The sequence below is a fragment of the Actinomadura syzygii genome (genome assembly GCF_008085905.1).
GTDB lineage: Bacteria > Actinomycetota > Actinomycetes > Streptosporangiales > Streptosporangiaceae > Spirillospora > Spirillospora syzygii.
In genome coordinates this window covers 462556-487610 of sequence record NZ_VSFF01000006.1, presented here as the reverse complement: position 1 = coordinate 487610, position 25055 = coordinate 462556, and the positions used below count along the sequence as shown (strand labels likewise).

At 68.8% G+C, this 25055-nt stretch carries 21 protein-coding genes and 1 riboswitch; of the genes, 14 read left to right on the top strand and 7 right to left on the bottom strand.

What is annotated here, in order from left to right; translation table 11 throughout:
- The first annotated feature begins 426 nt into the window (after positions 1–426).
- The 4 genes from FXF65_RS17510 to lysX all read left to right on the top strand — a co-directional run bounded on the left by FXF65_RS17510 (position 427) and on the right by lysX (position 5499).
- Positions 427–2277: an L-aspartate oxidase gene (locus FXF65_RS17510; RefSeq protein WP_148351022.1), complete on the top strand. Its 1851-nt coding sequence runs from the start codon at positions 427–429 to the stop codon at positions 2275–2277.
- Positions 2274–3131, top strand: coding sequence for a carboxylating nicotinate-nucleotide diphosphorylase (nadC, locus tag FXF65_RS17505; protein WP_148351021.1), 858 nt, complete (start codon positions 2274–2276; stop codon positions 3129–3131). The genes FXF65_RS17510 and nadC overlap by 4 nt, the downstream gene beginning before the upstream one ends.
- A 14-nt stretch (positions 3132–3145) precedes the next feature.
- Positions 3146–3928: a type III pantothenate kinase gene (locus tag FXF65_RS17500; protein ID WP_067902430.1), complete on the top strand. Its 783-nt coding sequence runs from the start codon at positions 3146–3148 to the stop codon at positions 3926–3928.
- Positions 3929–4008: 80 nt separating this feature from the next.
- The gene (lysX, locus tag FXF65_RS17495) at positions 4009–5499 is read left to right on the top strand and encodes a bifunctional lysylphosphatidylglycerol synthetase/lysine--tRNA ligase LysX (RefSeq protein ID WP_148351020.1); all 1491 of its coding nucleotides are present in this window, start codon (positions 4009–4011) and stop codon (positions 5497–5499) included.
- A 275-nt stretch (positions 5500–5774) separates the two neighbouring features.
- On the opposite strand, the gene FXF65_RS17490 is transcribed toward lysX, so the two are convergent.
- Positions 5775–6797, bottom strand: a complete 1023-nt coding sequence (locus FXF65_RS17490) for a LacI family DNA-binding transcriptional regulator (RefSeq protein WP_148351019.1) — start codon at positions 6795–6797, stop codon at positions 5775–5777.
- Positions 6798–7288: 491 nt separating this feature from the next.
- Between FXF65_RS17490 and FXF65_RS17485 the strand changes: the two genes are divergently transcribed.
- The gene (locus FXF65_RS17485) at positions 7289–7519 is read left to right on the top strand and encodes a transcriptional regulator (protein WP_148351018.1); all 231 of its coding nucleotides are present in this window, start codon (positions 7289–7291) and stop codon (positions 7517–7519) included.
- A 307-nt stretch (positions 7520–7826) separates the two neighbouring features.
- Here FXF65_RS17485 and FXF65_RS17480 read toward each other — a convergent pair whose 3' ends face one another.
- Entirely contained in the window at positions 7827–8837 is a 1011-nt protein-coding gene (locus tag FXF65_RS17480) for a C40 family peptidase (RefSeq protein ID WP_246198836.1), read from the bottom strand.
- Between the two features lie 55 nt (positions 8838–8892).
- Positions 8893–9092: riboswitch (cyclic di-AMP (ydaO/yuaA leader) on the bottom strand.
- 213 nt (positions 9093–9305) lie between these two features.
- Here FXF65_RS17480 and FXF65_RS17475 point away from each other — a divergent pair.
- The 5 genes from FXF65_RS17475 to FXF65_RS17455 all read left to right on the top strand — a co-directional run bounded on the left by FXF65_RS17475 (position 9306) and on the right by FXF65_RS17455 (position 15920).
- Complete coding sequence (locus tag FXF65_RS17475; protein ID WP_378234392.1) at positions 9306–9827, top strand: amino-acid N-acetyltransferase; 522 nt, start codon at positions 9306–9308, stop codon at positions 9825–9827.
- A 4-nt stretch (positions 9828–9831) separates the two neighbouring features.
- Positions 9832–10668, top strand: a complete 837-nt coding sequence (locus FXF65_RS17470; RefSeq protein WP_148351016.1) for an RDD family protein — start codon at positions 9832–9834, stop codon at positions 10666–10668.
- Between the two features lie 6 nt (positions 10669–10674).
- Positions 10675–11364 carry an RDD family protein gene (locus tag FXF65_RS45315; protein WP_246198834.1) on the top strand — a complete coding sequence of 230 codons (690 nt, stop codon included), beginning with the start codon at positions 10675–10677 and terminating at the stop codon, positions 11362–11364.
- A 1077-nt stretch (positions 11365–12441) separates the two neighbouring features.
- On the top strand, positions 12442–12765 hold the full coding sequence (locus FXF65_RS17460; protein ID WP_067902453.1) for a histone-like nucleoid-structuring protein Lsr2: 324 nt from the start codon (positions 12442–12444) through the stop codon (positions 12763–12765).
- Between the two features lie 620 nt (positions 12766–13385).
- On the top strand, positions 13386–15920 hold the full coding sequence (locus tag FXF65_RS17455) for an ATP-dependent Clp protease ATP-binding subunit (protein WP_148351015.1): 2535 nt from the start codon (positions 13386–13388) through the stop codon (positions 15918–15920).
- Between the two features lie 211 nt (positions 15921–16131).
- Here the strand turns inward: FXF65_RS17455 and FXF65_RS17450 are convergent, their stop codons facing one another.
- Positions 16132–16434, bottom strand: coding sequence for a hypothetical protein (locus FXF65_RS17450; RefSeq protein ID WP_148351014.1), 303 nt, complete (start codon positions 16432–16434; stop codon positions 16132–16134).
- A gap of 280 nt (positions 16435–16714) precedes the next feature.
- Here FXF65_RS17450 and FXF65_RS17445 point away from each other — a divergent pair, with 280 nt between their 5' ends.
- Positions 16715–17341, top strand: coding sequence for an ArsR family transcriptional regulator (locus tag FXF65_RS17445; protein ID WP_148351013.1), 627 nt, complete (start codon positions 16715–16717; stop codon positions 17339–17341).
- A gap of 19 nt (positions 17342–17360) precedes the next feature.
- Here FXF65_RS17445 and add read toward each other — a convergent pair whose 3' ends face one another.
- A complete protein-coding gene (gene add, locus FXF65_RS17440; RefSeq protein ID WP_148351012.1) occupies positions 17361–18341 on the bottom strand; it encodes an adenosine deaminase in 981 nt (326 codons plus the stop codon).
- A 193-nt stretch (positions 18342–18534) separates the two neighbouring features.
- Here add and FXF65_RS17435 point away from each other — a divergent pair, with 193 nt between their 5' ends.
- Positions 18535–19935, top strand: a complete 1401-nt coding sequence (locus FXF65_RS17435) for a serine/threonine-protein kinase (RefSeq protein WP_342787368.1) — start codon at positions 18535–18537, stop codon at positions 19933–19935.
- 27 nt (positions 19936–19962) lie between these two features.
- On the opposite strand, the gene FXF65_RS17430 is transcribed toward FXF65_RS17435, so the two are convergent.
- Entirely contained in the window at positions 19963–20850 is an 888-nt protein-coding gene (locus FXF65_RS17430) for an HhH-GPD family protein (RefSeq protein WP_148351010.1), read from the bottom strand.
- A 69-nt stretch (positions 20851–20919) separates the two neighbouring features.
- Here FXF65_RS17430 and FXF65_RS17425 point away from each other — a divergent pair, with 69 nt between their 5' ends.
- Together FXF65_RS17425 and FXF65_RS17420 are read left to right on the top strand one after the other, a co-directional pair.
- A complete protein-coding gene (locus FXF65_RS17425) occupies positions 20920–21534 on the top strand; it encodes a hypothetical protein (protein WP_148351009.1) in 615 nt (204 codons plus the stop codon).
- An 80-nt stretch (positions 21535–21614) separates the two neighbouring features.
- Entirely contained in the window at positions 21615–22286 is a 672-nt protein-coding gene (locus FXF65_RS17420; protein WP_148351008.1) for a hypothetical protein, read from the top strand.
- 74 nt (positions 22287–22360) lie between these two features.
- Here FXF65_RS17420 and disA read toward each other — a convergent pair whose 3' ends face one another.
- Positions 22361–23443: a DNA integrity scanning diadenylate cyclase DisA gene (gene disA / locus FXF65_RS17415; protein ID WP_148351007.1), complete on the bottom strand. Its 1083-nt coding sequence runs from the start codon at positions 23441–23443 to the stop codon at positions 22361–22363.
- 113 nt (positions 23444–23556) lie between these two features.
- Positions 23557–25005 (bottom strand): DNA repair protein RadA, encoded by a 1449-nt coding sequence (gene radA, locus FXF65_RS17410; protein WP_148351006.1) that lies wholly within the window; start codon positions 25003–25005, stop codon positions 23557–23559.
- Between the last annotated feature and the right edge of the window lie 50 nt (positions 25006–25055).

Sequence of the window (25055 nt, the reverse complement as noted above, 5' to 3'; positions counted from 1 at the left end):
TGGAACGGCCACACCATGCGCGGGCCTTGTTTGTTATTCGACGTTGTTAGCGCTGTGCGCCGTTAGGGCTGTGCGCCGCCATGCCCTGCCGCGTGTGGTCGTGCCCCGCCGCGCCCTGCAGGAGTGGTCTGGCGCCGTCTTGGGCCGTTGTGTGGCCGTGGGCCGTCGTGTGCCGCTGGCGTGGTCTGGGGACCGCCCTGCGTCCGGTGGGCTCGCGCTGCCGTATGCCGTCTGGTGTCGCCGCGCGGCCGTGGGTGGTGCACCGCTGTGGGCGCGTGGTTGGGGGCGTTGTGGGGGTGAGGTCATGGGCGATGCGGGCGGGGGATTGCTGGGTGGGATGGGGGTTGATGCGGGAATTGGGGGGCGGGGGGTGGAGTTGGGCGGGGTTAGGGTCATAATGACGAGAACCGATCCCGAGGAGGGTTCATGATCCCTTCCGTTCTCAGTGCCCCCGAGCCCGGTTGGACCACCGATACCGACGTGGTGGTCATCGGTTCCGGTATCGCTGGGCTGGTGGCAGCGTTGCGCTGTCGGACGCATGGGCGGGTGCTGCTGGTCACCAAGGCTCTCCTCGACGCGGGGTCGACGCGCTGGGCGCAGGGCGGGATCGCCGCGGCGCTTGCGCCCGACGACACGCCAGATGAGCACCTGGCCGACACCCTCACCGCCGGAGTCGGGCTCTGTGACGAGGACGCCGTCCGAGCACTCGTCACCGAAGGGCCGGACGCCGTACGCGGACTCATCGAGCTCGGCACGGCATTCGACCGTTCCAAAGACGGCGAGATCGCGCTGACCCGCGAGGGTGGACACCACCGGCGTCGCATCGCCCACGCGGGCGGGGATGCCACTGGGGCCGAGGTCAGTCGTGCCCTGCTTGCCGCCCTCAAAGACTCTGATGTCGAGGTCATTGAGCACGCGCTCGTCCTCGACCTGCTGAAGGACGCCACCGGACGAGCAGCCGGAATCACCCTGCATGTCATGGGCGAAGGGCAGCCGGGTGGCGTCGGAGCCGTCCGGGCCCGCGCCGTCGTGCTCGCGACCGGCGGGCTCGGACAGGTGTTCTCCGCGACCACCAACCCCGAGGTCTCCACGGGTGACGGTGTCGCGCTCGCACTGCGGGCCGGGGCCGAGGTCGCCGATCTGGAGTTCGTCCAGTTCCATCCGACCGTGCTGTGGCTCGGTGAGGGCGCGACCGGGCAGCAGCCGCTGATCTCCGAGGCCGTCCGGGGAGAGGGCGCCCACCTGATCGACCACGCTGGTGAGCGCTTCATGCTCGGACGTCACGAGCTCGCCGAACTCGCCCCACGGGACGTCGTCGCCAAAGGGATCATGAACCGGATACACGAGACCGGCGCGTCCCACATGCTCCTGGACGGCCGCCACCTGGGTGCGGCGATGTGGGAGAACCGATTCCCGACGATCCTGGCCGCCTGCCGCCATCACGGCATCGACCCCATCAGCGAGCCGATCCCCATCGTTCCTGCCGCGCATCATGCGAGCGGTGGTGTTCGCACGGATCTACACGGCCGCACGTCGGTTTCCGGCCTCTACGCCTGCGGCGAGGTCGCCTGCACCGGTGTTCACGGCGCGAACCGTCTGGCGTCCAATTCCCTCCTGGAGGGCCTGGTCTTCGCCAATCGCATCACCACCGTCCTTCAAGATGAACTCTCCCGACCCCCCACCCCAACCCCGCCTCCGCCTTCGTCCCCCGGGGAGCTGCTCGCCCAAGAGGCGCTCGCCCAAGAGGCGCTCGTCCAGGAGACGCTGGCCCAGGAGGCGCCTGCCCAAGGGGCGCCTGCCCAAGGACTGCCTGCTCACGAGGTGTCCGCCCAACGGGCGCCTGCCCAGGAGGTGGCGGCTCGGGGCGTGCGGCTTGGGGGTGGGGCTCGGGAGACTGCAGGGGAACTGGCTGGCGGGGGCGAGGCCCTTGATGGACTGGTCGATGCCGGGATGCGGGGGGAGATTCAGCGGATCATGACCTCCTATGCCGGGGTGTTGCGCAGGGCGGACGGGCTGGAGGCCGCGGCCAGGGAACTGGACGGGGTGAAGCGCGGCCAGGCGGAGCCCGGGGTCGAGGCGTGGGAGGTCACCAACCTGTTCACCGTCGCGTCCGCGATCGTGGCGGCGGCGCGGCGGCGGGAGGAGACCCGGGGCAGCCACTGGCGGGAGGACTTCCCCGAGCGCGCGGACGGCGCGTGGCGCGGGCATCTGGTGACGCGGCTGACAGGGAACGCCCTGACCACCGCCTACGAACCTCTGAAAGGAAAGCGTTCATGACACCTGAACTCTCGCAAACGCTCGCCGACGCCGGGCTCGATCCGCAACATGTGGATAACCTCGTCCGCGCCGCGCTCACCGAGGACGGTGAGGTCGACGTCACCAGCATGCCGATCTTCGCGCCCGACGACACCGCCGCAGGCGATCTCAGGGCCCGCGAGCACGGTGTCGTGGCCGGTATCCCGGTCGCTTCAGTGGTGTTCGACGTGCTCGACATCGCCTACGAGACGAAAGTGCAAGACGGAGACCGGGTCGTCCCAGGGCAGGTGCTCATTTCGGTCAGTGGCCCTACCCGCGCAGTCCTGCGCGCGGAGAGAACGGCTCTGAACCTGCTCACTCACCTGTCCGGAATCGCGACGGCGACGCGGCAGTGGATGGACGCCATGTCCGGCACGAAAGCCAAGGTTCGCGACACACGCAAGACGCTGCCCGGACTCCGCGTCCTGCAGAAGTACGCCGTCCAGTGCGGCGGTGGGGTCAACCACAGGATGGGTCTCTACGACGCCGCGCTCATCAAGGACAACCATGTCGCGGCGGCTGGAAGCGTCACCAAGGCATACGAGGCCATTCGCGCGGTGTACCCGTCCCTGCACATCCAGGTGGAGTGCGACACCCTGGCGCAGGTGGAGGAGGCCGTCGCGGTGGGTGCGAAGAGCATCCTGCTCGACAACATGACCGACGACGAGATGGTCGAGGCAGTCCGATTGGTCGCAGGGCGGGCGGAACTGGAAGCCAGCGGTGGGCTTAATCTGGAGCGGGCCCGAGACGTCGCCGTGACCGGGGTGGACTACCTTGCAGTCGGCGCGCTGACGCACTCGGCGCGCGTGTTCGACATCGGCCTTGACTTCACCTGATCAGCGGGGACCTGATGCTGCTCACCATCGACGTCGGCAACACCAACACCGTCCTCGGCCTGTTCGAGGGGGACGAGGTGATCGAGCACTGGAGGATCAACACCGATCCGCGGCGCACCGCCGACGAGATCGCAGTGGTCCTGCAGGGGCTCGTCCAGCAGAGTCCGCTGCTGGCCGACACCGACATCAGTGGCATCGCGCTGTGCTCGACCGTCCCGTCCGTCCTGCATGAGATGCGCGAGATGTGCCGCCGCTACTACGGCGACGTCTCCGCGGTCATCGTGGAACCAGGTGTGAAGACCGGGGTGCCCGTCCGCATGGACAACCCCAAGGAAGTCGGCGCGGACCGCATCGTCAACGCACTCGCGGCCGTCCACACCCATGGCGGCCCAGCGATCGTGGTCGACTTCGGTACGGCGACCACGTTCGATGCCGTCTCCGCTAGGGGCGAGTACGTGGGCGGTGCGATCGCGCCCGGAATCGAGATCTCGATCGACGCGCTGTCGTCGCGCGGTGCCCAGCTTCACAAAATCGAGCTGGTCCGCCCGCGCAGCGTGATCGCGAAGAACACCGTCGAGGCGTTGCAGTCCGGGATAATTTTCGGGTTCGCGGGACAGGTCGACGGCATCGTCGAGCGCATGTCCGAGGAACTGGCGTCGGACCCCGCCGAGGTCACGGTGATCGCCACTGGCGGCCTCGCGCCGCTCGTCCTGGAAGAGTCGCGCAGCATCGACGAGTTCGAGCCCTGGCTGACCCTCATCGGTCTCCGCCTGATCTACGAGCGCAACACGCCCTGACCCCGCACCTGGCTGTAAGCCCGCTACGCCACAGGGAACGAGTTCGCGGCGCGCTCGGCGGGCTGGATAGCCTTTGGGGCGTGAGTGACGAGACCTTCGACGAGCTCCCGGAGCAGATGCGCGTGCGCCGGGAGAAGCTCGACCGGCTCCGTGCGAGCGGGATCGACCCCTACCCGGTGACCTTTCCGCGGACGGCGACCATCGCCGACGTCCGCGCGAAACACCCGGACCTGGAACCGGGCTCTGAGACGGGCGAGAAGGTCGGCGTCACCGGCCGCGTCATGCTGATCCGCAACACGGGCAAGCTGTGCTTCGCCACGGTCCGGGACGGCACCGGCGACATCCAGATCATGCTCTCCCTGGCCAAGGTGGGGGAGGAGCAGCTCGAATTCTGGAAGCGGGAGGTCGACCTCGGCGACCACATCGGGGTCGAAGGCGAGGTCATCACGTCCCGCCGCGGCGAGCTGTCCATCATGGCCGACCGGTTCGCGATCACGTCGAAGTGCCTGCGTCCGCTGCCGGAGAAGCACGCCGGGCTTACCGACCCTGAGGCGAGGGTCAGGCAGCGCTACGTCGACCTCATCGTGAACGACGAAGCCCGGAAAATGGCGCGGGTGCGTAGCGCGACCGTGCGCGCCGTGCGGGACTTCTGGCACGACGAGGGTTACCTAGAGGTCGAGACGCCGATGCTGCAGCCGATCCACGGCGGTGCGGCGGCGCGTCCTTTCCAGACGCACATCAACGCCTACGACATGGACCTCTACCTGCGCATCGCGATCGAGTTGTATTTGAAGCGGCTCGTCGTGGGCGGCATCGAGAAGGTCTTCGAAATCAACCGCAACTTCAGGAACGAGGGTGCGGACTCCACGCACAACCCCGAGTTCACCATGCTGGAGGCCTACGGGACGTATCTCGACTACAACGACATGGCCGACCTCACCCAGCGGATGTACCAGAACGCGGTCGTGGCCGCTCTCGGTACGACCGTGGTCGTCCATGACGGTGTCGAGATCGACCTCGGCCTTGCGCGGTGGCCGCGGATCACTTTGTACGGGGCCGTGTCGGAGGCGCTCGGCGAAGAAGTGACCCCGCACACGCCGATCGAGGACGTCCGTAAGCTCGCCGACGCCCGCGACATCTCCTGGGACCCGAAGTGGGGTCAGGGCAAGCTCGTCCAGGAACTCTTCGAGGAACTGGTGGAGCACACCCTCGTCCAGCCCACGTTCGTCATGGATTACCCGGTCGAGACGTCGCCGCTGACCCGTCAGCACCGTGAAGAGCCCCTTCTCACCGAGAAATGGGACCTCATCGGCTTCGGGACGGAACTCGGCACCGCCTACTCGGAACTCGTCGACCCGATCGAGCAGCGCCGCCGGCTCACCGAGCAGTCACTGCTCGCCGCGGGCGGCGACCTCGAGGCCATGCAACTGGACGAGGACTTCCTGCGCGCCCTGGAATACGCGATGCCGCCGACGGGCGGAATGGGCGCCGGAATCGACCGGATGATCATGGCGTTCACCGGCAAGGGAATCCGCGAGACGATCCTGTTCCCGCTGGTCAAGCCCGAGTAGCGACGGACCGCCCACGAAGCACGCGGTCAGACGACGCGCCCCACGTCACGGCCCGCGGGCTCTGGCATGTCCGCAACCCGGCCGATGCGGCATGGCCCGCCAACAACGCGGAGGCTCCTGCGCCGCCCACAACGGGCGCAGGAGCCGCTACGGCGACGGCCGGGGTGGAAAGTGCGTCGGCGGGTTGAAACGGCGTCCAGAGCGCCGTGGGGAGCGTGAAAGGGGAGCTGGGCCACCGCGGGTGCAGTGGGGCGGAACAGGGTCGTGCCGGCGGGTCAGGCGCTTTCGCGGATGACGAGATCGGGTCTGAGAACCACCTGTCGGTGTTGGTGAGACTTCCCTTCCCCCAACTCGGCCAGGGCGAGTTCGGCGGCCTCCCAGCCGAGCTCGCGCCGGGGCTGGCGGATCGTGGTGAGCGGGACGGCGGCGCTCGCCGCCAGCTCGATGTCGTCGTAGCCGATGACCGCGATGTCCTCGGGCACCCGCGCGCCGACCCTGATCAGCTCGTTGATCAGCCCGATGGCGAGCAGGTCGTTGGCGCAGAACACGCCGTCCGGCCGCGGCGACATCGCCAGGACCTCGTGGGCGGCGGCCTGTCCCTCGGTGGGGCTGAGCGCGTCCTGCACCAATGTCGCGGGCTTGCCGAAACCTGCCTCGACGATCGTCCGGGCCGCGCCGTCGCGGCGTTCGACGCAGGGCTGCGGCTCCGGCACGCCCGTCACGAACGCGATCCGCTCCCGGCCGATGCCGAGCAGGTGCGCGGCCGCGATCTCACCGCCCGCGACGTGGTCGACCTGGGCCGAGCAGACCTCGGCGGCGTCGCGGTCGATCAGCACCACGGTCATCCCGGCCGCGCGCAGCCGGGAGATGTCGCGGGAGCCGAGCCCGACGGGGATGATCAGCACCCCCGCCGCGTTCTGCTCCTCCAGCAGCGTCACCGAGCGCCGTTCCTTGGCGGCGGAGTGGTCGCTCGACAGCCACAGGGCGTCATGGCCCGCGGCGTTCAACGCGGCCTCGGCCCCCCGGGCGACGTCGCTCGCGTACGGGTTGGTGAGGTCTTCGACGACGACGCCGAACGCGCGGCGCGGCTGGTCGCCGAACTCGCCCGCGGTGTGTTCGGGGCGCCGCCGGAGCCGGCGGGCGGACTCGTTCCGGACGAATCCGAGCTCCTCGATCGCGGCCCGAACACGGTCACGGGTAGCTTCGGCCACGAGGTCTGGCCGGTTTAGGACATTCGAAACGGTCCCAACTGAGACCCCAGCTCGCCTCGCGACTTCACGAATACTGGTCTGCGGCAACTCGCTCCTCGTCCCGTCCAGGGCGTGTTTTCCCAGGTAGTGGAGTTTTGCATAGCGTGCGGACGAATACGCGACCACGCATAGTGACGATTCGCGCACACAGTGCACTGAACCAGCGCTTGACGGGCCGGATCCGGCCGCCTAGCGTTCCGAGCCGAAGCGTAGCTTGAAACGATTCATGATCTTCGTCCGCGGCGAGATCAGGCGAGTCCGACGAGAAAGGACGGGTGCGGATGGCTGGCGATCTCATCCCGTCTCCCTCAGACGACCAACGAGTGAATCGTCACCCGGAGTTCCCCCGAACGACCCCGCAATCGGCCATGCGGCCACCTCCGGCCAAGCGCGTGAGACAGCTAAGGAACCCGATGATCTGAGTCCGGAGGGCTCCGGACCCGGCAACCCAACGCGCGTACAGAGATCGAGACCAACCCGTGCCTGTGCAGCGGACGGCTGCATCCCCGCGGTCATCACCACGGACGAGGGAGGACGGAGTGGAACAGGCCACACTCGCACGTCGTGGCACCGACGATTTCGGGCTGAACGAGGAGGAGATCCGGCTTCTCGCCCAGATCGCCAGCGGTGTCACCGCCGATGTGGCGGCACGCAAGCTGGAATTGAGCGCACGGACCTTGCGGCGCCGGTTGCGGACGATCTGCGACCGCCTGGAGGTCAACACCCCTATCGAGGCCGTTGTGTGGGCGGCCCGGAGGCAGCTCATCTAGCGGCGGCCCATGACGCCCGCCTGGGGACGGCGGGCGTCGGCAGGAACCAAGGCGGCGAGCACAGACGAATTCCGTCCGACCCCGCAGCGGCGGCGTCGACGTCCTGACAGGTAGGTCCCTGCAGGAGACGTCGCCGCGGACGGTGTTCAATTGCCCGCCCGCGGAGTTCACCGGCGTGCCCATCCCGCTCATGTGGGCATGCCTTCCCCCACAGGCAAGCCGAACCCTTCAAGCATGCTTTGGGCGCACGTCCATCGGCCCACGCGGAAACGCACTCGCGACGTGTGTCCTCAGAGCCCGAGACGAATCAGGCCACTCGGACGCCGCCGGCGAAGGGGCGTCCCGACATCGAGGCTATTTTCACGACGTCGCCGGTGTGCGGCGCGTGCAGCATCTTGCCTCCCCCGACATAGATCCCCATGTGGTGGAGGTCGGCGTAGAAGAAGACGAGGTCGCCCGGCTGCAGTTCACTGCGCGACACACGGGTGCCCGCGTTCCACTGGCTGCCGGTGTAGTGCGGCAGGTTGATGCCGACCTGCTTGTAGGCCCACATCGTCAGCCCGGAGCAGTCGAAGGACGTCGGACCCGCGGCGCCCCACACGTACGGGCGGCCTATCTTGCCCATCGCGTAGCGCAGCGCCTGGGCGGCCTTCCCCGTACCGATGACGGGAAGGCTGGCGAGCTGGGACGGATCCCGGTCGACGAGCTTCCCGCGCACCTTCTCGTAGGTGTCGGTGACCTTCTTGCGCTGCGAGTCGAGTTCCGTGCGCAGTTGCTTCACCTGCTGGGCGCGTGCCTCGGCGGCCTTGCGCGCGCGCTGGGCGGCCTGCATCGCCTGCATCAGACCCAGCACTTTCGTACTGTCCTGCTTGGCGAAGTAGTTCAGGGTGGCGGCCTGGTCGAGGACGGCCTGCGGGTCCTGGGAGGCGACGAACGAAACGGCGGGGTCGGAACCGCCCTGCATGTAGCTGGTCGCGGCCAGCGTGCCGACCTTCTCGCGGATGCCCTGGAGCGACTTCTCCTGCCGCTCCGCGTTCTCCGTGGCGACCTTGGCGGCGCGCTGCGACTGGGCCAGCTTTACTTTGAGCCCGTTGTACTGCTCGGTGAGCTGCTCCAGGTCGTCGGCGAGTTTGAGCGCTTTGGCCCGGAGCTCCTTCGTGGACGGCTCAGGGTCGGCGTGGGCGACGGCGATCGTGTGCGGGCTGATCGCGTGCGGTGCCGCCGAGAGGGCGACCAGCGCTCCGGCCAGCACGGCCGCCCGGCCGCGGAACCGGCCCGCGCGGCGGGACTGCGGCGGCACGGCGCCGGGAGGCGTCACGGGGCGGGAACCCGCAGATCGTTGAAAGGAAGCAGGGCGCGATGGCTCCACTGAGATCTCCTCTCCTCGTCCGCCTACCGAGTTAGCTGACGGGTTAGGGCCGGAGCAGCCCGTCCGCGGGCACGCGCGGATCGGACCACGCGGCTTGCGGATTCACCCCTCACGGGCCGAGGGTGCTCCCCCGAACACTCCGAAAGTGGGTCCCCGGCTCCTCGGGGCGCTGGTTGCGTCCCGGGGACTCGGCGGTTCGGCCTTCGTCCTGCGGACGGCCGACATCAGCGATGGACACTAACGGAACACGCTTCGGATGCCAACCAGAACCCGCGAAATCGCAGGTCGCGACGCCGTTTCGCGACGGAGTCCGGCGTGTGCGAACCGGGTGGGCGCGCACGGAGCACACGCGGAGCACACACGGCGCGCAGGTCAGGGGACCGGTGAAGTGCCCGCATTCGATAATCTCGCCTGATTGTGGAGGTCGTGATCCGGCGTGCCCGTACCGCCGATGTCCAGGAGATACGCAGGCTCGTCGATCTGTACGCCGGGTCGGGACGGCGCATGCTGAAGAAGTCCACCGTGAAGCTGTACGAGGACGTCCAGGAATTCTGGGTGGCGGAGGACGTCCAGGGCGGCGCGCCGGGACGGGTGATCGGCTGCGGAGCCCTGCACGTCATGTGGGAGGACCTCGCCGAGGTCCGCTCGGTCGCCGTCGACGGCGGCTATGGCGGACGCGGCATCGGCCACCGAATCGTCACCCGTCTTCTGGAGACGGCACGGGAACTAGGCGTGCGGAGGCTGTTCTGTCTTACCTTCGAGGTGGACTTCTTCGCCCGCCACGGTTTCGAGAAACTCCTGGGGACCCCGGTGTCGCCAGAGGTGTACGAAGAGCTTCTCCGTTCCTACGACGAAGGCGTTGCGGAGTTCTTGGACCTCGATCGGGTCAAGCCCAATACGTTGGGCAACACCCGGATGTTGCTTCGCCTGGAGGATTGACCCGATGAGCGATTCCCGCGACCGTGGCGGGCCGTACCAGCCGCCGCAGGGGCAGGGGTCCTATGGCCCCCCGCCTCCGTACCAAGGTCCTCAAGGGCAACAGCCTCAGCAACAGCGGCAACCCCAGCAGCCACCTCAGCAGCAATGGCAGCAACCTCCGCAGACCCAGCAGCAATGGCAACAGCCCCAGCAACAGGATTGGGGACAGCAGCCTTCGTACGACGAGTCGTACGGTGCGCCCCAAGACCAATACGGGGGCGGCTCCTACGGAGACGGCCCGGCGCTCGCTCCGATCCTGCGGCGCGCGGGTGCCCGGATCATCGACAACACTCTCGTCGCGGTCTTCGGGTTCGCCCTCATCCTCCCCGTCACGATCGGTGCGTTCGGACTGGACAAGCCAGGCAGCAAGACCGAGGACGACGGGGGTGTGTGGAACTGGCCCATCATCTTCACCCTCTTCTGTGTCCTGTCGGTGCTGCCGTTCCTCTATGAGGCCGTCCAGTTGTCCATGTCTGGGCGGACGTTGGGGAAGCGGGTGATGGGGCTCGGGATCGTCCAGTCCCCTGGGGGGCAGCCGCTCACCACCACCCAGGCCGTCTGGCGCGCTGGGATCGTGCACGTGGGCTATCAGCTCGGTGTCTTCTTCTTCCTCGTCGTAGCGGTGATGGTGTGGGACTACGCCGCCTACGGGATGCTCCTGGTCTGGGCGGGCGCGCTGATGGCCTACCTGTGGGCGATCTGGGACCAGCCCCTGCACCAGTCCCTCCATGACCGCTTCGCCGGCACTCTCGTCATAGACGAGCGGGCCGGATACGACGAATACGACGAGTACACGGAATAGGGCCGCATGGAGGCACCCCTCGCCGAACCGGGGCAGCGCCTCCTGGCGCGCGTCATCGACACGCTCGTCGTCGGCCTGCCCGTCATCATCGTCGTCCGCGAACTGGTGTCCGAGCACACCGTGGAGGTCGTCGCCCCGCCCGTCGTGGCGGGATGCATGCTCCTCTACGAGGCGATCCAGTTGGCCTTGTGGGGGCGGACGATCGGCAAGCGCCTCGCCGGTATAGAAGTCGTCATCGCCCCAATGGGCCCTTCCCTGTCCGGAAGGACGCCTGGAGGCGAGGCAGGCGTGCCGGGAGACCGTCCTACGCCCACGGAGACGCCCGCAGGCGCGGACGTGGCAGCGCGCGCGGGAGGCGATGGGGCGGCGTCCGCGGAGACGGTCACGGAAGCGGCCGCGGAGCCCGTCGCCGAGTTCGATACCGCGTCCGATAGCGAGTCGGCGGCGCGGAACCCGGTAAACGTGCCGATCGGCGACGGAGCTCGTCCGGACGTACTCCGCGCCGTTCTCCGCGCGGCGATCTATTCGCTGCCGATCGCGGCCCGCCCGATTCCCGTTCTCGGCCTACTCGCCGGTGTCTTCTGGGTCGCGAACGCGGGCGCGCTGTACGAGGGGACGCGGCGTCAGGCCGTCCATGACAGGCTCAGCGGGACGCTCGTGGTAAAAAGCGCGCCGAGCGATTCAACGGCCTTCTGAGATCCTCTCCGGCGCTCTCGGCCGGGCTCGCCGGAGAACGATCCCGGCATCGCGCCCCGGTCGGTTCGCGGGACCCGAGAGGGCATGCCGAGCGGGCCCCTGCTTTCGCCCTAGATCGCCGCTCTGTTTCGGACGCCGCGCGTTGCCGGGCCGAATGCCAGCTCGTTCCGGTTACGGCCCCGAATCGCCAAGGGATCTGTCACGTCCCGGACGGGCCCTCCGGTTTGGGGCGCGCTTCATAGGCGTTGCAGTTGCGTCCGTCGGGCCCGCCGCATAGCGCGGGCGACTCAGTTCGGACCGCACGCGGTCTCGCTTGGACCGCTACCTTTCGCGCCACATGTCGCCGGGCTCGGATGAACCGTGTACCGTTCACACGTTGCGCTCCGCCCGGCTCGAAGAAGTGGGATGCGCGGTGGGATTGTGGCGCAATCTCCCGATTTCGGGATGGTCGACTACCGGCGGCTTCCCGGTAGGACCGAGCTCCGCCGACTTCCCGTCGCCCTCGCGGCGGCAAGAGATTTCGGCATCGCCCGACCGGCGGTTATCCGTCCACATCCGCCGGTGGCGGCGTTGATCGCTCGGCGCGCCCCCGCTTGTTACGGGCGGCCGGGCGCATTCCGTCCCCGGCCTGCGGTTTGTTCCGATGCCCTGGAGTTAATCCCGGTCCGCGGTGCCGGGGCCTCCACCCTGTTAAGGTCGCCCGCGGACCTTTTCGTCGGACGGTCATACGTTGACTTCCCGGCGACCCGTCCCAGAGAAAGCCCAGGCCGTCCGCAAACGCCGGTCAATGCGCGCGTGCCCGCCCAGGTCAGCGTGGTACGCCCGTGACGCCGGTCACGCCGATATCCGCGCCGCGGCCCACGGTGCGGTGGAGAAATTCAGGCGCCGTGCGTCGTGTCCTCCGCACGCCCTCCGAACATGCCGGAAACGATGAAGCCGATTACGGGCCGTCACCGTGGAAGGAACTTCGTCCAGAGTGCCGGTACTAGGCCGGACGTTGGAATTGTCATCGACCGACTCTGCGGTATATCTTTGGCAACCGAATGCAGTTTGCTCAAGCCGAAAGGGTCTGTCCCCATGGCACAGAAGGTTCAGGTGCTTCTCGTCGACGACCTCGACGGTGGCGAGGCGGACGAGACCGTAGCGTTCTCGATCGACGGCGCCTCCTACGAGATCGACCTGAGTGGCGCCAACGCAACGAAGCTGCGGGATTCTCTTAAGCCGTTCGTGGAGAAGTCGCGGAAGGCGGGCACGGCCACGCGCCGCCGCCGGCAACGCGGCGCGTCCTCCCGCGAGCGCAGCGCCGAGATCCGCGCCTGGGCCAAGAACAATGGCATCAAGGTCAATGAGCGCGGCCGGATCCCGGCCCATGTGATCGAACAGTACGAGGCGGCGAACTGACGGCTGAGCCACCGGCGGCCCGTCCCGTTCGCGGGGCGGGCCGCTCGCCGTTTGCGGATGGCGGCCGCACCGCCGTTTGCGATAGCCGGCCGGATGGCGACCGGGTCGCCCTTCGCGGGACGGAGGCGAGCCGTTCGGGCCGCGTTCCTTTGGCGTCCGCGCGCGTCATTCACCGGTCCGCGGGCTCATTCGTCGCATCGCGGCGACCGTTCGCCGGACGTTCATGGTTCGCGAGCTCCGCCCCGCCGCCGGTATGGACCGCCCGGGCTTCGTCCGGACCGTTCGCCGCGGATGGCGGACGGGCGTTCGCTTGTGGCGTAGAGAAAGATCGGTTTGCGCGCGCACGCGGCGCGGTAGAGAGGCGGCGCGGGCGCAACTCCACCCCCAATCGGCACTTCTGGCTCTCGCCCTGGCCCACCTGCGGAAAGCGCCCGTTCGCTTGGGGCGTAGCGGGAACATGACGCACCGATGCGGTAGTTGGATGAGACTGAACAGCGCTTAGCTGGGGAACGTCTTCTGGTGGGAGTGCACCGGGCGGCCTCCTCGGGGCGGGCTAGCATGCGGAAGGACAGTGCCGGACGTTCCGGACTCTGCCCAACCGCTCTGTGAGGAGCGACGAGATGTTCGAGAGGTTCACCGACCGCGCGCGGCGGGTTGTCGTCCTGGCTCAGGAAGAGGCCAGGATGCTCAACCACAACTACATCGGCACCGAGCACATCCTCCTGGGTCTGATCCACGAGGGTGAAGGTGTGGCTGCCAAGGCTCTTGAGAGCCTCGGGATCAGCCTTGAGGCGGTGCGCCAGCAGGTCGAAGAGATCATTGGCCAGGGCCAGCAGGCGCCGTCGGGCCACATCCCGTTCACTCCGCGTGCCAAGAAGGTTCTTGAGCTGTCGCTGCGTGAGGCGTTGCAGCTCGGCCACAACTACATCGGCACCGAGCACATCCTCCTTGGGTTGATCCGTGAGGGCGAGGGTGTCGCGGCACAGGTGCTGGTGAAGCTCGGCGCCGATTTGAACAGGGTGCGCCAGCAGGTCATCCAGTTGCTGCACGGTTACCAGGGCAAGGAGCCGGCCGCCTCCGGCGGTCCTTCCGAGTCCGCTCCCTCCACCTCCCTGGTGCTCGACCAGTTCGGCCGCAACCTGACCCAGGCCGCGCGTGAGGGCAAGCTCGACCCGGTCATCGGCCGTGGTAAAGAGATCGAGCGGGTCATGCAGGTGCTGTCCCGCCGGACCAAGAACAACCCTGTGCTGATCGGCGAGCCCGGCGTCGGCAAGACCGCCGTGGTGGAGGGCCTGGCACAGAAGATCGTCAAGGGCGAGGTGCCCGAGACGCTCAAGGACAAGCAGCTTTACACCCTCGACCTCGGCGCGCTGGTCGCCGGCTCCCGGTACCGCGGTGACTTCGAGGAGCGCCTGAAGAAGGTCCTCAAGGAGATCCGCACCCGCGGCGACATCATCCTGTTCATCGACGAGCTGCACACGCTGGTCGGTGCGGGTGCCGCCGAGGGCGCGATCGACGCCGCGTCCATCCTGAAGCCCATGCTGGCCAGGGGCGAGCTCCAGACGATCGGCGCGACGACCCTCGACGAGTACCGCAAGTACCTGGAGAAGGACGCCGCGCTGGAGCGCCGCTTCCAGCCGATCCAGGTCGCCGAGCCGTCGCTGTCGCACACGATCGAGATCCTCAAGGGCCTGCGGGACCGCTACGAGGCGCACCACCGCGTGTCGATCACCGACAGCGCGCTGGTCGCGGCGGCGCAGCTCGCCGACCGCTACATCTCCGACCGGTTCCTGCCCGACAAGGCGATCGACCTGATCGACGAGGCGGGCTCGCGGATGCGGATCCGCCGCATGACCGCGCCGCCGGACCTGCGCGAGTACGACGAGAAGATCGCCGACGTCCGGCGCGACAAGGAGTCCGCGATCGACGCGCAGGACTTCGAGAAGGCCGCCGCGCTGCGCGACTCGGAGAAGCAGCTGCTCGGCCAGAAGGCGCAGCGGGAGAAGGAGTGGAAGGCCGGCGACATGGACGTCGTCGCCGAGGTCACCGATGAGCTGATCGCCGAGGTCCTCGCGACCGCCACCGGCATCCCGGTCTTCAAGCTGACCGAGGAGGAGTCCACGCGACTGCTCCGCATGGAGGACGAGCTCCACAAGCGGGTCATCGGCCAGGAGGACGCCATCAGGGCGCTGTCCCAGTCGATCCGGCGTACCCGCGCCGGTCTGAAGGACCCGAAGCGTCCTGGCGGCTCGTTCATCTTCGCCGGCCCGTCCGGTGTCGGTAAGACCGAGCTGTCCAAGACGCTGGCGGAGTTCCTGTTCGGCGACGAGGACGCGCTGATCCAGCTCGACATGTCCGAGTTCATGGAGAAGCACACCGTCTCGCGGCTGTTCGGCTCCCCGCCCGGCTACGTCGGGTACGAGGAGGGCGGCCAGCTCACCGAGAAGGTGCGGCGCAAGCCGTTCTCGGTGGTGCTGTTCGACGAGATCGAGAAGGCGCACCAGGACATCTTCAACAGCCTGTTGCAGATCCTGGAGGACGGCCGCCTCACCGACGCCCAGGGCCGCGTCGTGGACTTCAAGAACACCGTCATCATCATGACGACGAACCTGGGGTCCAAGGACATCTCCAAGGGCGTCTCCATGGGGTTCGCCCGGCAGAACGACGAGCAGGGCTCGTACGAGCGGATGAAGGCGAAGGTGTCGGAGGAGCTCAAGCAGCACTTCCGTCCCGAGTTCCTGAACCGCGTCGACGACACGGTCGTGTTCCACCAGCTCACCCCGAAGGAGATCATCCAGATCGTGGATCTGATGATCGCCAAGGTGGACGAGCGGCTCCGCGACCGCGACATGGGCATCGAGCTGCGGCAGGAGGCCAAGGACCTGCTGGCGCTGCGCGGCTACGACCCGGTGCTCGGCGCCCGGCCGCTGCGCCGCACGATCCAGCGGGAGATCGAAGACAACCTGTCCGAGAAGATCCTGTACAGCGAGCTCAAGCCGGGCCAGATCGTGATCGTCGGCACGGAGGGCTTCGACCCCGAGAACCCGGACTCGGCCGAGAACGCCAAGTTCACTTTCAAGGGCGTGCCCAAGCCGGACACGGTCCCGGACAGCCCGCCGCCCATCGAGGGCGCGGTCAACTTCAACAAGGACTGAGCTTCGTCCAGAGGGGCCCGCATCGGATTCGTCCGATGCGGGCCCTTCCGCATGCGCGGGCCCCTCTGCGGTCACCATGAGGGGCCGGACGAATCGCCGGAGCCACGCGTAGGCGGACGGGCTAGAGCGCGTCCTCGCGCGGTCCGTCGATCAGGGACCGGCCTCCGCGCGAGGACGCACGATCACGTGCAGCAGGGTCGAGTCCCAGGCGTCAGCGCGTGAACCTCACGCTGCGGGCGGTGAGATTGGGGTTCTGCTCGTTTGGGTGGACCGTGACCGATCCTCCTTCGCAGTTCTGGCCGGTGTAGGCGACGGTGTCGCGGTTGGTCCTGTTGGTCGCGGGTCCGCTGGCGTCGATGTTGTAGCAGGCGTGGTCGGTGGGGTTGAGGAGGGTTTCCGCGACGCCGTCGGGAGTGGAGTATTCGAAGATCCCGGCGGCGGCGACGGCTGGGGCGGCCGTGGCCAGCAGGGCGGCGGCAAGTCCGATACCGACCAGGGAGACACGCTTGATCATGAGGTCGCCTTTACATAGATGGCTGGACGTCAAACATCTATCACTCTTAGTAGTCTCCTGACTACGTTCCGGATGTGTAAAGAGTTGGCGTCGCCTGCGGGCGTCAGCCCGGATCAAAGCCCGGCGCACCCGGCCGAGCTGAGGACGCTCTCGGATTGTCGGACGCGCGGCATAGGGTTCGAACAAATGATCGAGAGTGCCGGGCTCTACGGCGGTGATGAGGAGGGGGTGCGTTGCTGTGGCGTCGCGGGGCGGGCGTGGCGAGGAAGGGCAGGGTGGGGTGGCTCAGGTCGCGGAGGGGTACGTCGCGGAGGCGTTTCTGCGTGATGTCCGGGCGCGGGCGCCCGCCCAGTTGCCGATCTTCCGGTCGCGGCTGCAGGGCGAGTTGTTAGCGCGCCTGCTGCTCGGCCCGGTGCGCGAGCTGGCGATGCTCGATCTCGCCGTGATGCTCCGCACCGACTTGGGCAGCGTGATGCGCGAGGTGGATCGTCAGTCCCGGGCGGGCATCCTCGTCCTGCGCCGCACCTTGGCCGGACGGCTGGTTCAGCGGAACACCGAGAGCCCGCTGTACGAGCCGCTCGCCCATCTCCTGATGCTGACGTTCGGCCCCGCCGCGGTGGTGGCGGAGGAGTTCGGACGGCTGCCTTCCGTCCGCGAGGTCCATCTCTTCGGCGCCTGGGCCGAACGGTATGAGCACGTTCCCGGCGACCAGCCGACCGACGTGGAGGTTCTGGTCGTCGGTGACCTTGCTCCGGACGTCGCGTTCGACACCGCTCAGGAGGCCGCCGCACGTCTCGCGCTTCCCGTACATCCGGTCGTCCGCACTGCCTCCCAATGGAAAGACGACGCCGACCCATTCCTCCGCGAAATCCGCACCGGCCCGCTGATACGAGTTCACCCACCATGAGCCCCTAATCGACCCTCTTCTACGGGGTGGGGACGGTTAGCCAGGTGTCTAGGGCTTGGTGGAGTGCGACCTTGATGGGGGTGGGGGCGAAAGAGGCGTCTACGCCGGCGCGGGCCAGGGCGGCCATGGTGCGGTCGTCGTAGGCGAAGGTGTCGCGGACGCGGGCGTACTCGGTGGCTAGCGGGGTGTCGATCAAGGCGGGGATGTCGGTGTTCAGGGTTACGACAAGGCCCGCATCCAGGAGTCGGGGGAGAGGGTGATCTTTGAGGGTTGGGGCGAAGCCCAGGGCGACGTTGGAGGTGGGGCATACCTCAAGGGGGATTCGGCGGTCGCGGACCTCGGCCACCAGGTCTGGGTCGTCGAGGATGCGGATGCCGTGGCCTAGGCGCTCTGTGCGGCCGGGGCCGAGTGCTTGGCGGATGCTGGCGGGGCCCTCGCCCTCGCCCGCGTGGTGGACGACGTGGAGGCCCTCGTCGTGGGCGGCGGCGAAGACGTTGTCGAACGGGTCGCCTGGGTGCGACTCGTCGCCTGCCAGGCCGACGGCGACCACCGCGTCGTGACGGCGCGCTAGGTCGAGCGTCCGCCAGGCGCGTTCCACGGAGCGGCGCCGGGAGTGGTCGAGGATGAGACGGCATTCGATCCCGAACGCCTCGCGTCCTGCCTCGAGTCCTTCCAGGACGGCTGTCAGGGGCATGTCGAGGTCGCCGAGCCTTTCGCCGTGGGCGGCGGCCGTGAAGGAGACTTCGGCGTAGCGGGTGCCTTGTGTGGTCTCGTCCTCGCAGAACTCGTAGGCGATCCGCCGGAAGTCGGCGGGCCGTTGCAGGCACGCCCGGACGAGGTCGTTCTGCGCGAAGAAGGCGGCGAAACTGCCGAACGCGCCCATGTCTCCGGGGACCTGCACCCCGTTCGCCGCACCGATCTCACGGAGCGTGGCCCGCCGGACGGTGCTCTCCAGATGGACGTGAAGATGGGTCTTGGGCAGGCTCAGCAGATTACGCACCACGGCACCGTACCGACCGGTTCGGTCCTGGTGCCTCAGGTTTTTCGTTGAGGGTGGAGACGGCCTGCCGTGTGCTGCACAAGCTTCGGCGGGTAAGTGAGTCTGTCCTTTTCCGGTCGCTGTGTCCGCGTGAATTGATCAAGAAGTGGATCTGTGGGATGAGGTGCTTGTCCGATAAGATCTTCTGGCTTCAGTGGATGGAAATGAAGGCGGGTGGCGGGTGGAGTCCCTACGGCCGAGCGATCCACGCCAGGTGGGAAGATACCGTTTGTCGGGCAGGCTCGGCGCAGGTGGAATGGGTGAAGTCTTCTTCGGCTTGACGCCCGGCGGGCGGCCGGTGGCGGTAAAACTCATTCATCAGGTCCACGCTACAAACCCTGAGTTTCGGCGCCGATTCCAGTCGGAGATCGAGGCGGCTCGCAAGGTCAACGGGTTGCATACGGCTGGTGTCGTCGATGCCGATCCCGCCGCCGAACCACCTTGGATGGTCACGGCATTTATCGCGGGGCCGTCACTGGAGCGGGCTCTCGCTGAACATGGTCCATTTCCGGACGCTACTCTGCGTGTTCTCGGTGCGGGTATTGCCGAGGCGCTGGAGGCCATCCACGAAGCCGGGCTCATTCATCGGGACCTTAAACCGTCCAATATTCTTCTCGGTGCTGACGGGCCGCGCGTGATCGACTTCGGTATCGCCCGTGCCACGGACGCATCCCAGGCGACCGCGATGGCGGGCACCCCCGGCTTCATGTCTCCCGAGATACTCACCGGGGAATCGCTGACCCCTGCGGCCGACATCTTCGCCTTCGGTCTGGTCCTCGCTCACGCCGCTGGAGTGCGGCCTTTCGGTGAGGGGCCGCAGCCTGCATTGAGCTATCGGATCGTCCATCAAGAGCCCAGCCTTACAGGGTTGGAGCACGGTCTCGGGGAAATCATCGGGCGGTGCTTGGCGAAAGATCCGGCGGAGCGGCCGACGCCCGCGGAGCTTCTGCAGGAGCTCGCCCCGCCGATGTTGGGCGGTTCTTGGCTCCCGGCCCCGGTTCAGACCATGATCGACCAGCAAGCGCCAAGGATGCCGTCCGCGACGCCGCAGAATGCAGCCGATGTCGATTCCGAGGGTCCTGGTCTCGGGACTCCCGCGCCTGCGGTTCCGGAGAGAGTCGCCGATGTGGGCCCGCCGAATCCTGGCCAGGACGGGCCGCGGAATTCACCTCCTGCCCGCCCGCGGAAACCCGCCCCTGCGAATCCGCAGAGGCCCCGGGAAATGGCGGGGCCGCCCGCGACGCAGCGTTCGCGATCCGGCGGGCTTCAGGGGAGGGAATGGCAGTTTCGCGTCCTTTCCCTGCTCGCGATCGTGGTCCTCGTCCCGAGCCTGGCCATGCTCATCACCGGGGCCGCGGAGGGAGTGCAGCGAGTGCAGGGAGGGTGCAGTCTCTTCGCGGCCAGAGCGAACGCCGCCGAGGCGGCCGGACCGACGGCTCCGGTCCGCGCAGCCTGTGGCGAGAGCAACTCCGCAGCGGAAATCCTGCTGGGCGTGCTCGGCCTGGGCATCGGCGTCTCCCTGGCCGTCGGCGCCAGAAACCGCCGCCGACCCTGACCCTCACCCCAGCCGGCGGAAGGTCGGTCAGGTGGGGAGGGTGTAGTGGTCGTCGTCCAAGGGGGCTACTAGGCCGTCGGCTATCAGGGTGTCCAGTGCGCGTTCGCGTTGGGTCGGGTTTGACCAGACCACGTCTATGGCGGGTTTGGGGACGGGGCCCTCGGCGGCGCGGAGGACGGCGAGGATTCGGCCCCGGCATTGGCGGTCGGTGCCCGCGTAGGTCTGGCCGCGGCGCGGCGGGCCCGTGTAGGCGGGGCGTCCGTTCCGCTGCCAGGCGCATCGGTCGAAGACCGGGCAGTCGGCGCAGCGGGGTGTCCGGGCGGTGCAGACCAGGGCGCCCAGTTCCATGGCGGCGACCGCCCAGCGCGCGGCGGTCGGGGGATCGATGGGGAGGAGGCTCTCGGCCAGCGCGACCTCGGCCTTCGTCTGCGACTTCGGCGGGTATTCGTCGCCGGAGAGGAGCCGGGCCAGGACGCGGCGGACGTTGGTGTCCAGGACGGCGTGCCGCTGCTTGAACGCGAAGCTCGCGACGGCGGCGGCGGTGTAGGCGCCGATTCCGGGGAGGGCCAGGAGGTCCTCGTGCGCGGAGGGGACCTCGCCGCCGTGCCGTTCCGTGATGGCGCGGGCGCTCTCGTGCAGGCGGAGCGCGCGGCGCGGGTAGCCGAGGCGTCCCCAGGCGCGGACGGCCTCGCCGGACGGTTCGGCGGCCAGCGCGGCGGGCTCAGGCCAGCGGGCCGTCCAGGCGTCCCAAACGGGGAGGACGCGGGCGACCGGGGTCTGCTGGAGCATGATCTCGCTGACGAGGATGCCCCAGGGCGTCGCGTCCGGCGCCCGCCAGGGGAGATCCCGGGCATTGGCGTCGTACCAGTCGAGGATCGGCGCGGTGTAAGCGGAGTTCAGGACGGTGGAGTTCATGGCGAGCCGCCATTGTGGCACGCGGCGGGTCGTCCCCTCTTTCCGGATCGCTGAATGCATACTGACCGTATGGGGGCGCATACTGGGCGTAACGAGAACGGTTCCGGGAGTGATCAGTACTGGCGGCGCCGCGCGGTCGCGCTGGCCTCCGTCCTCGCCGCCACCGGGCTGCTCGCCTGGGCCTGCACCGGCGCCTCGGGAGACGACTCCCCGGCGCCGAACGCGGGCGCCGCCGGGGCGTCGAGCCCGCCCGCCGCGCCGACCGCGATGCCCACGGTCACCGTCACCGCGACGACCACGCCGCGCGCCACGGCGGCCGCCGGAGGCGCGTGCCGGGACCGCGACCTGGTGTTCAGCATCGCGACGTCCCGGACGACCTACGCGGGGACGGCCACTCCCGAGTTCCGGATCACGGTCGTGAACATGGGCGGCGGCTCCTGCACCCTGGACACGGGATCACTGGACGTCCGCGTCACGTCCGGTGCCGATCGCCTCTGGTCGTCCGCCGAATGCCGACGCGGCGGCGCGTCCAAGAAAACCGTCAAGCGGGGCGTCCCCTACGTCGACACCGTCGTCTGGGACCGGAAACGCGGCTGTGCGGGCGGCGCCATTGCCCGTCCAGGCACCTACGTGGCCGCACTCAAAGACGAAAAGGCCAAGAAAAAGGTCTTTTACCTGCGCTGATCCTGACAAGCATTGCTTTTTGTTTGCGTGGGCGTCGGTAGCGTGGTTGCGGACGAGGCCGGAGTTCGGGGGGAGGCGTGATGTTCGTCCAGATCGTCCAAGGACGGACGACTGATCCGGCTGCCGTGCGGGACGCGTGCGAGGACTGGGTCCGGCAGGTGGCGCCCGGGGCGCGCGGGTGGCTGGGAAGCACGGCGGGCGTCACCGACGACGGGATGTTCGTCGGACTCGTCCGGTTCGAGTCCGGTGAGGCGGCTCACGCGAACGAGGTCCGTCCGGAGCAGGAGCAGTGGTGGGACGGGGCGTCCCGGCTGTTCGCGGACGGGGTCGTCGTCCACGAATGCGCGGACGTGGAGGTCTTCGGGCAGGGGCCCTCCGACACGGCGGGCTTCGTGCAGATCATCCAGACGAGGGTCCGCGACCGGGAGGCGCTGCGGCCGTTCTGGAGCGAGGAGGAGGGGCGGGCCATGGGCGAGTTCCGTCCCGACACGCTCGGCGGGCTGTTCTGCGTCCACCCGGACGGCGGGTGCACGGTCGCGGTCTACTTCACGTCCGAGGAGGAGGCGCGTGCGGGGGAGCGCAAGGAGATGCCGCCGGAGTTGAAGTCGTGGCGGGACGAGGAGATGTCCCACTACGAGGGGGACGCGGAGTTCTTCGACCTGCGGCGCCCATGGACGTGGACGGCCGACCGCCGCGCCAGACGCTGGCCCATCCCCGGCCTGCGAAAGCGTTTGGGAGCCCACCACACCTAGCCCTCGCCGCACGCCGAGCCTTCACGCGAGCGCTCGCGCCGAGCGTTCGCGTCGTGTCAGGCGTTCGCGTCGTGTCAGACGTAGCGTTCTAGGATCGAGGATTCGGCCAGGCGGGAGAGGCCCTCGCGGACGCTGCGGGCGCGCGACTCGCCGACGCCGCCCACCGCCTGGAGGTCGTCGATGCTGGCGGCGAGGAGTTTCTGCAACCCCCCGAAGTGCTCGACGAGGCGTTCCACGACCATGCTCGGCAGCCGCGGGACCTTGGCGAGGAGCCGGAAGCCCTTCGGGCTGACGGGCAGGTCGAGGGCGTCCGGGCCGGAGAAGCCCATCACCTCGGCGACCGTGGACAGGTCGAGCAGCTCGGTCGCGGAGAGCGTGTCGAGCGCCGTGAGGATGGCGGCGACGCCGCGGGCGCGGGTGTCGTCGGACGGGTAGTCGCGGACGATCAGCTCGCGGTCGACGTCCACGCCGGAGACCAGCTCGTCGAGCTGCAGGGACAGCAGGCGGCCGTCCGTGCCGAGCTCGACGACGTAGCCCTCGATCTCGTCGGCGATGCGGCGGACCATCTCCAGGCGCTGGACGACGGCGCTGACGTCCCGGACGGTGACGAGGTCCTCGATCTCCAGCGCCGACAGCGTGCCGGACACCTCGTCCAGCCGCAGTTTGTAGCGTTCGAGCGTGGCGAGGGCCTGGTTGGCCTTGGACAGGATCGCCGCCGAGTCTTCGAGGACGTAGCGGATGCCGTCGAGGTACAGCGCGATGATGTGCATCGACTGGCTCACCGAGATGACCGGGAACCCGGTCTGCCGGGCGACGCGCTCGGCGGTGCGGTGGCGCGTCCCGGACTCCTCGGTGGGGATGGTGGAGTCGGGCACGAGGTGGACGGCGGCGCGGACGATCCGGTTGCGGGCGTCGTCGAGGACGATCGCGCCGTCCATCTTGGCGAGCTCGCGCAGCCGGGTGGCGGAGAACTCGACGTCGAGTTCGAAGCCGCCCGTGCAGAGTTCCTCGACGGGTGCGTCCCAGCCGAGGACGATCAAGCCGCCGGTGTGGCCCCGCAGGATCCGCTCGAGCCCGTCGCGGATCTGGGTGCCCGGGGCCACCGCTGCCAACGTGGCGCGGCGGCGTTCGTCATGACCCTTGTCGTGTGATGGCACCTGACCCCCGGAGGTCGCTGGACGGCGTCAGTTTACCGAGACGGGCCGCCGGCCGGTTCCTCCCCTGGTCGCAAGCGCGGGCAGCGCGGGGTAATACTCTGCCGGGCGCCGCGTCACGGGGCCGTAAAGGCGACCTGGAGCGCTTGCTGCAGGCTGTCCACCTCCATCACCTTCATGCCCTCGAAGCTGCTGAGCTGCGGGTCGGCGCGGCGCAGCGGCCCGTCGGCGAGTTCGAGGGACCCGCGCGGGACGACGGCGTGCTTGAACCCGAGCCGTGCCGCCTCGGCGAGCCGCCGCTGCACGCCGGGCACGACGCGGACCTCCCCGGCGAGCCCGACCTCGCCGAGCGCGATCAGACTGCTCGACAGCGACTGCTCGACGGTGGAGCCCGCGACGGCGAGCGCGAGCGCGAGGTCGACGGACGTCTCGTTGAGCCGCACCCCGCCGACCGTGGACACGTAGACGTCCTGCTCGTGCATGGAGATCTTGCAGCGCTGCGCGAGGACGGCCAGCACCATCGCGACCCGCGACGTGTCGAGCCCGGACGTCGCGCGGCGCGGCGACGGCAGATGCGACTTCGCGACGAGCGACTGGACCTCGGCGACGAGCGGGCGGCGTCCCTCCAGGGTGACGGTGACGCAGGTGCCGGGGACGGGCTCGTCCCGCCGGGTGAGGAACAGGCCGCTCGGGTCGGGCAGGCCGACGATGCCGACGTCGGACAGGTCGAAGCAGCCCAGTTCGTCGGTCGGCCCGTAGCGGTTCTTGACGGCGCGGATCATGCGGAGCCGGGAGTGCCGGTCGCCCTCGAAGTACAGGACGACGTCGACGAGGTGCTCCAGCAGGCGCGGCCCGGCGATCGCGCCGTCCTTGGTGACGTGGCCGACGAGCACGACGGTGACGCCGCGCTCCTTCGCGACGCGGATGAGGTTGGCGGCGACCTCGCGCACCTGGGTGACGCCGCCGGGCGCGCCGTCGACCTCGGACGTCCCGATCGTCTGGATGGAGTCGACGACCAGCAGCGACGGCTCGACCTTGTCGACGTGCCCGAGGATCGCGGACAGCTCCGTCTCGGCCGCGAGGTACAGGTCGTCGGTGATGGCGCCCACGCGGTCGGCGCGCAGCCGCACCTGCTCGGCCGACTCCTCACCCGTCACATAAAGGACGTTCCGCCCCGACGAGGCGCCGTTCGCAGTGCCGTTCGCAGAGGCGTCGCCCTGCTTGGACGCCAGCGCGGCGACCTCCAGCAGCAGCGTCGACTTGCCGATGCCCGGCTCGCCCGCGAGCAGCAGGACGGCGCCCGGCACGATCCCGCCGCCGAGGACGCGGTCGAGCTCGTCCAGGCCGGTGGGCCGGGTCTGCGCGGACCGCACGTCCACCTGCCCGATCGGCCGGGCCGGAGAGCTGACCGGCCCGGCCGACACGACGCGGGCGGGCGTGGCGGACGCGGCCTCGGCGACCGTCCCCCAGGTCTGGCACTCGGAGCAGCGCCCGACCCACTTGGACGTCTGCCAGCCGCACTCCGAGCACCGGTAGGCGGCCTTCGCCGTCTTCGCCTTCGCCATGCGCCGAAGCGTAGAGCCTCCGTCCGACAACCCTCCGTCCGACGACCAGG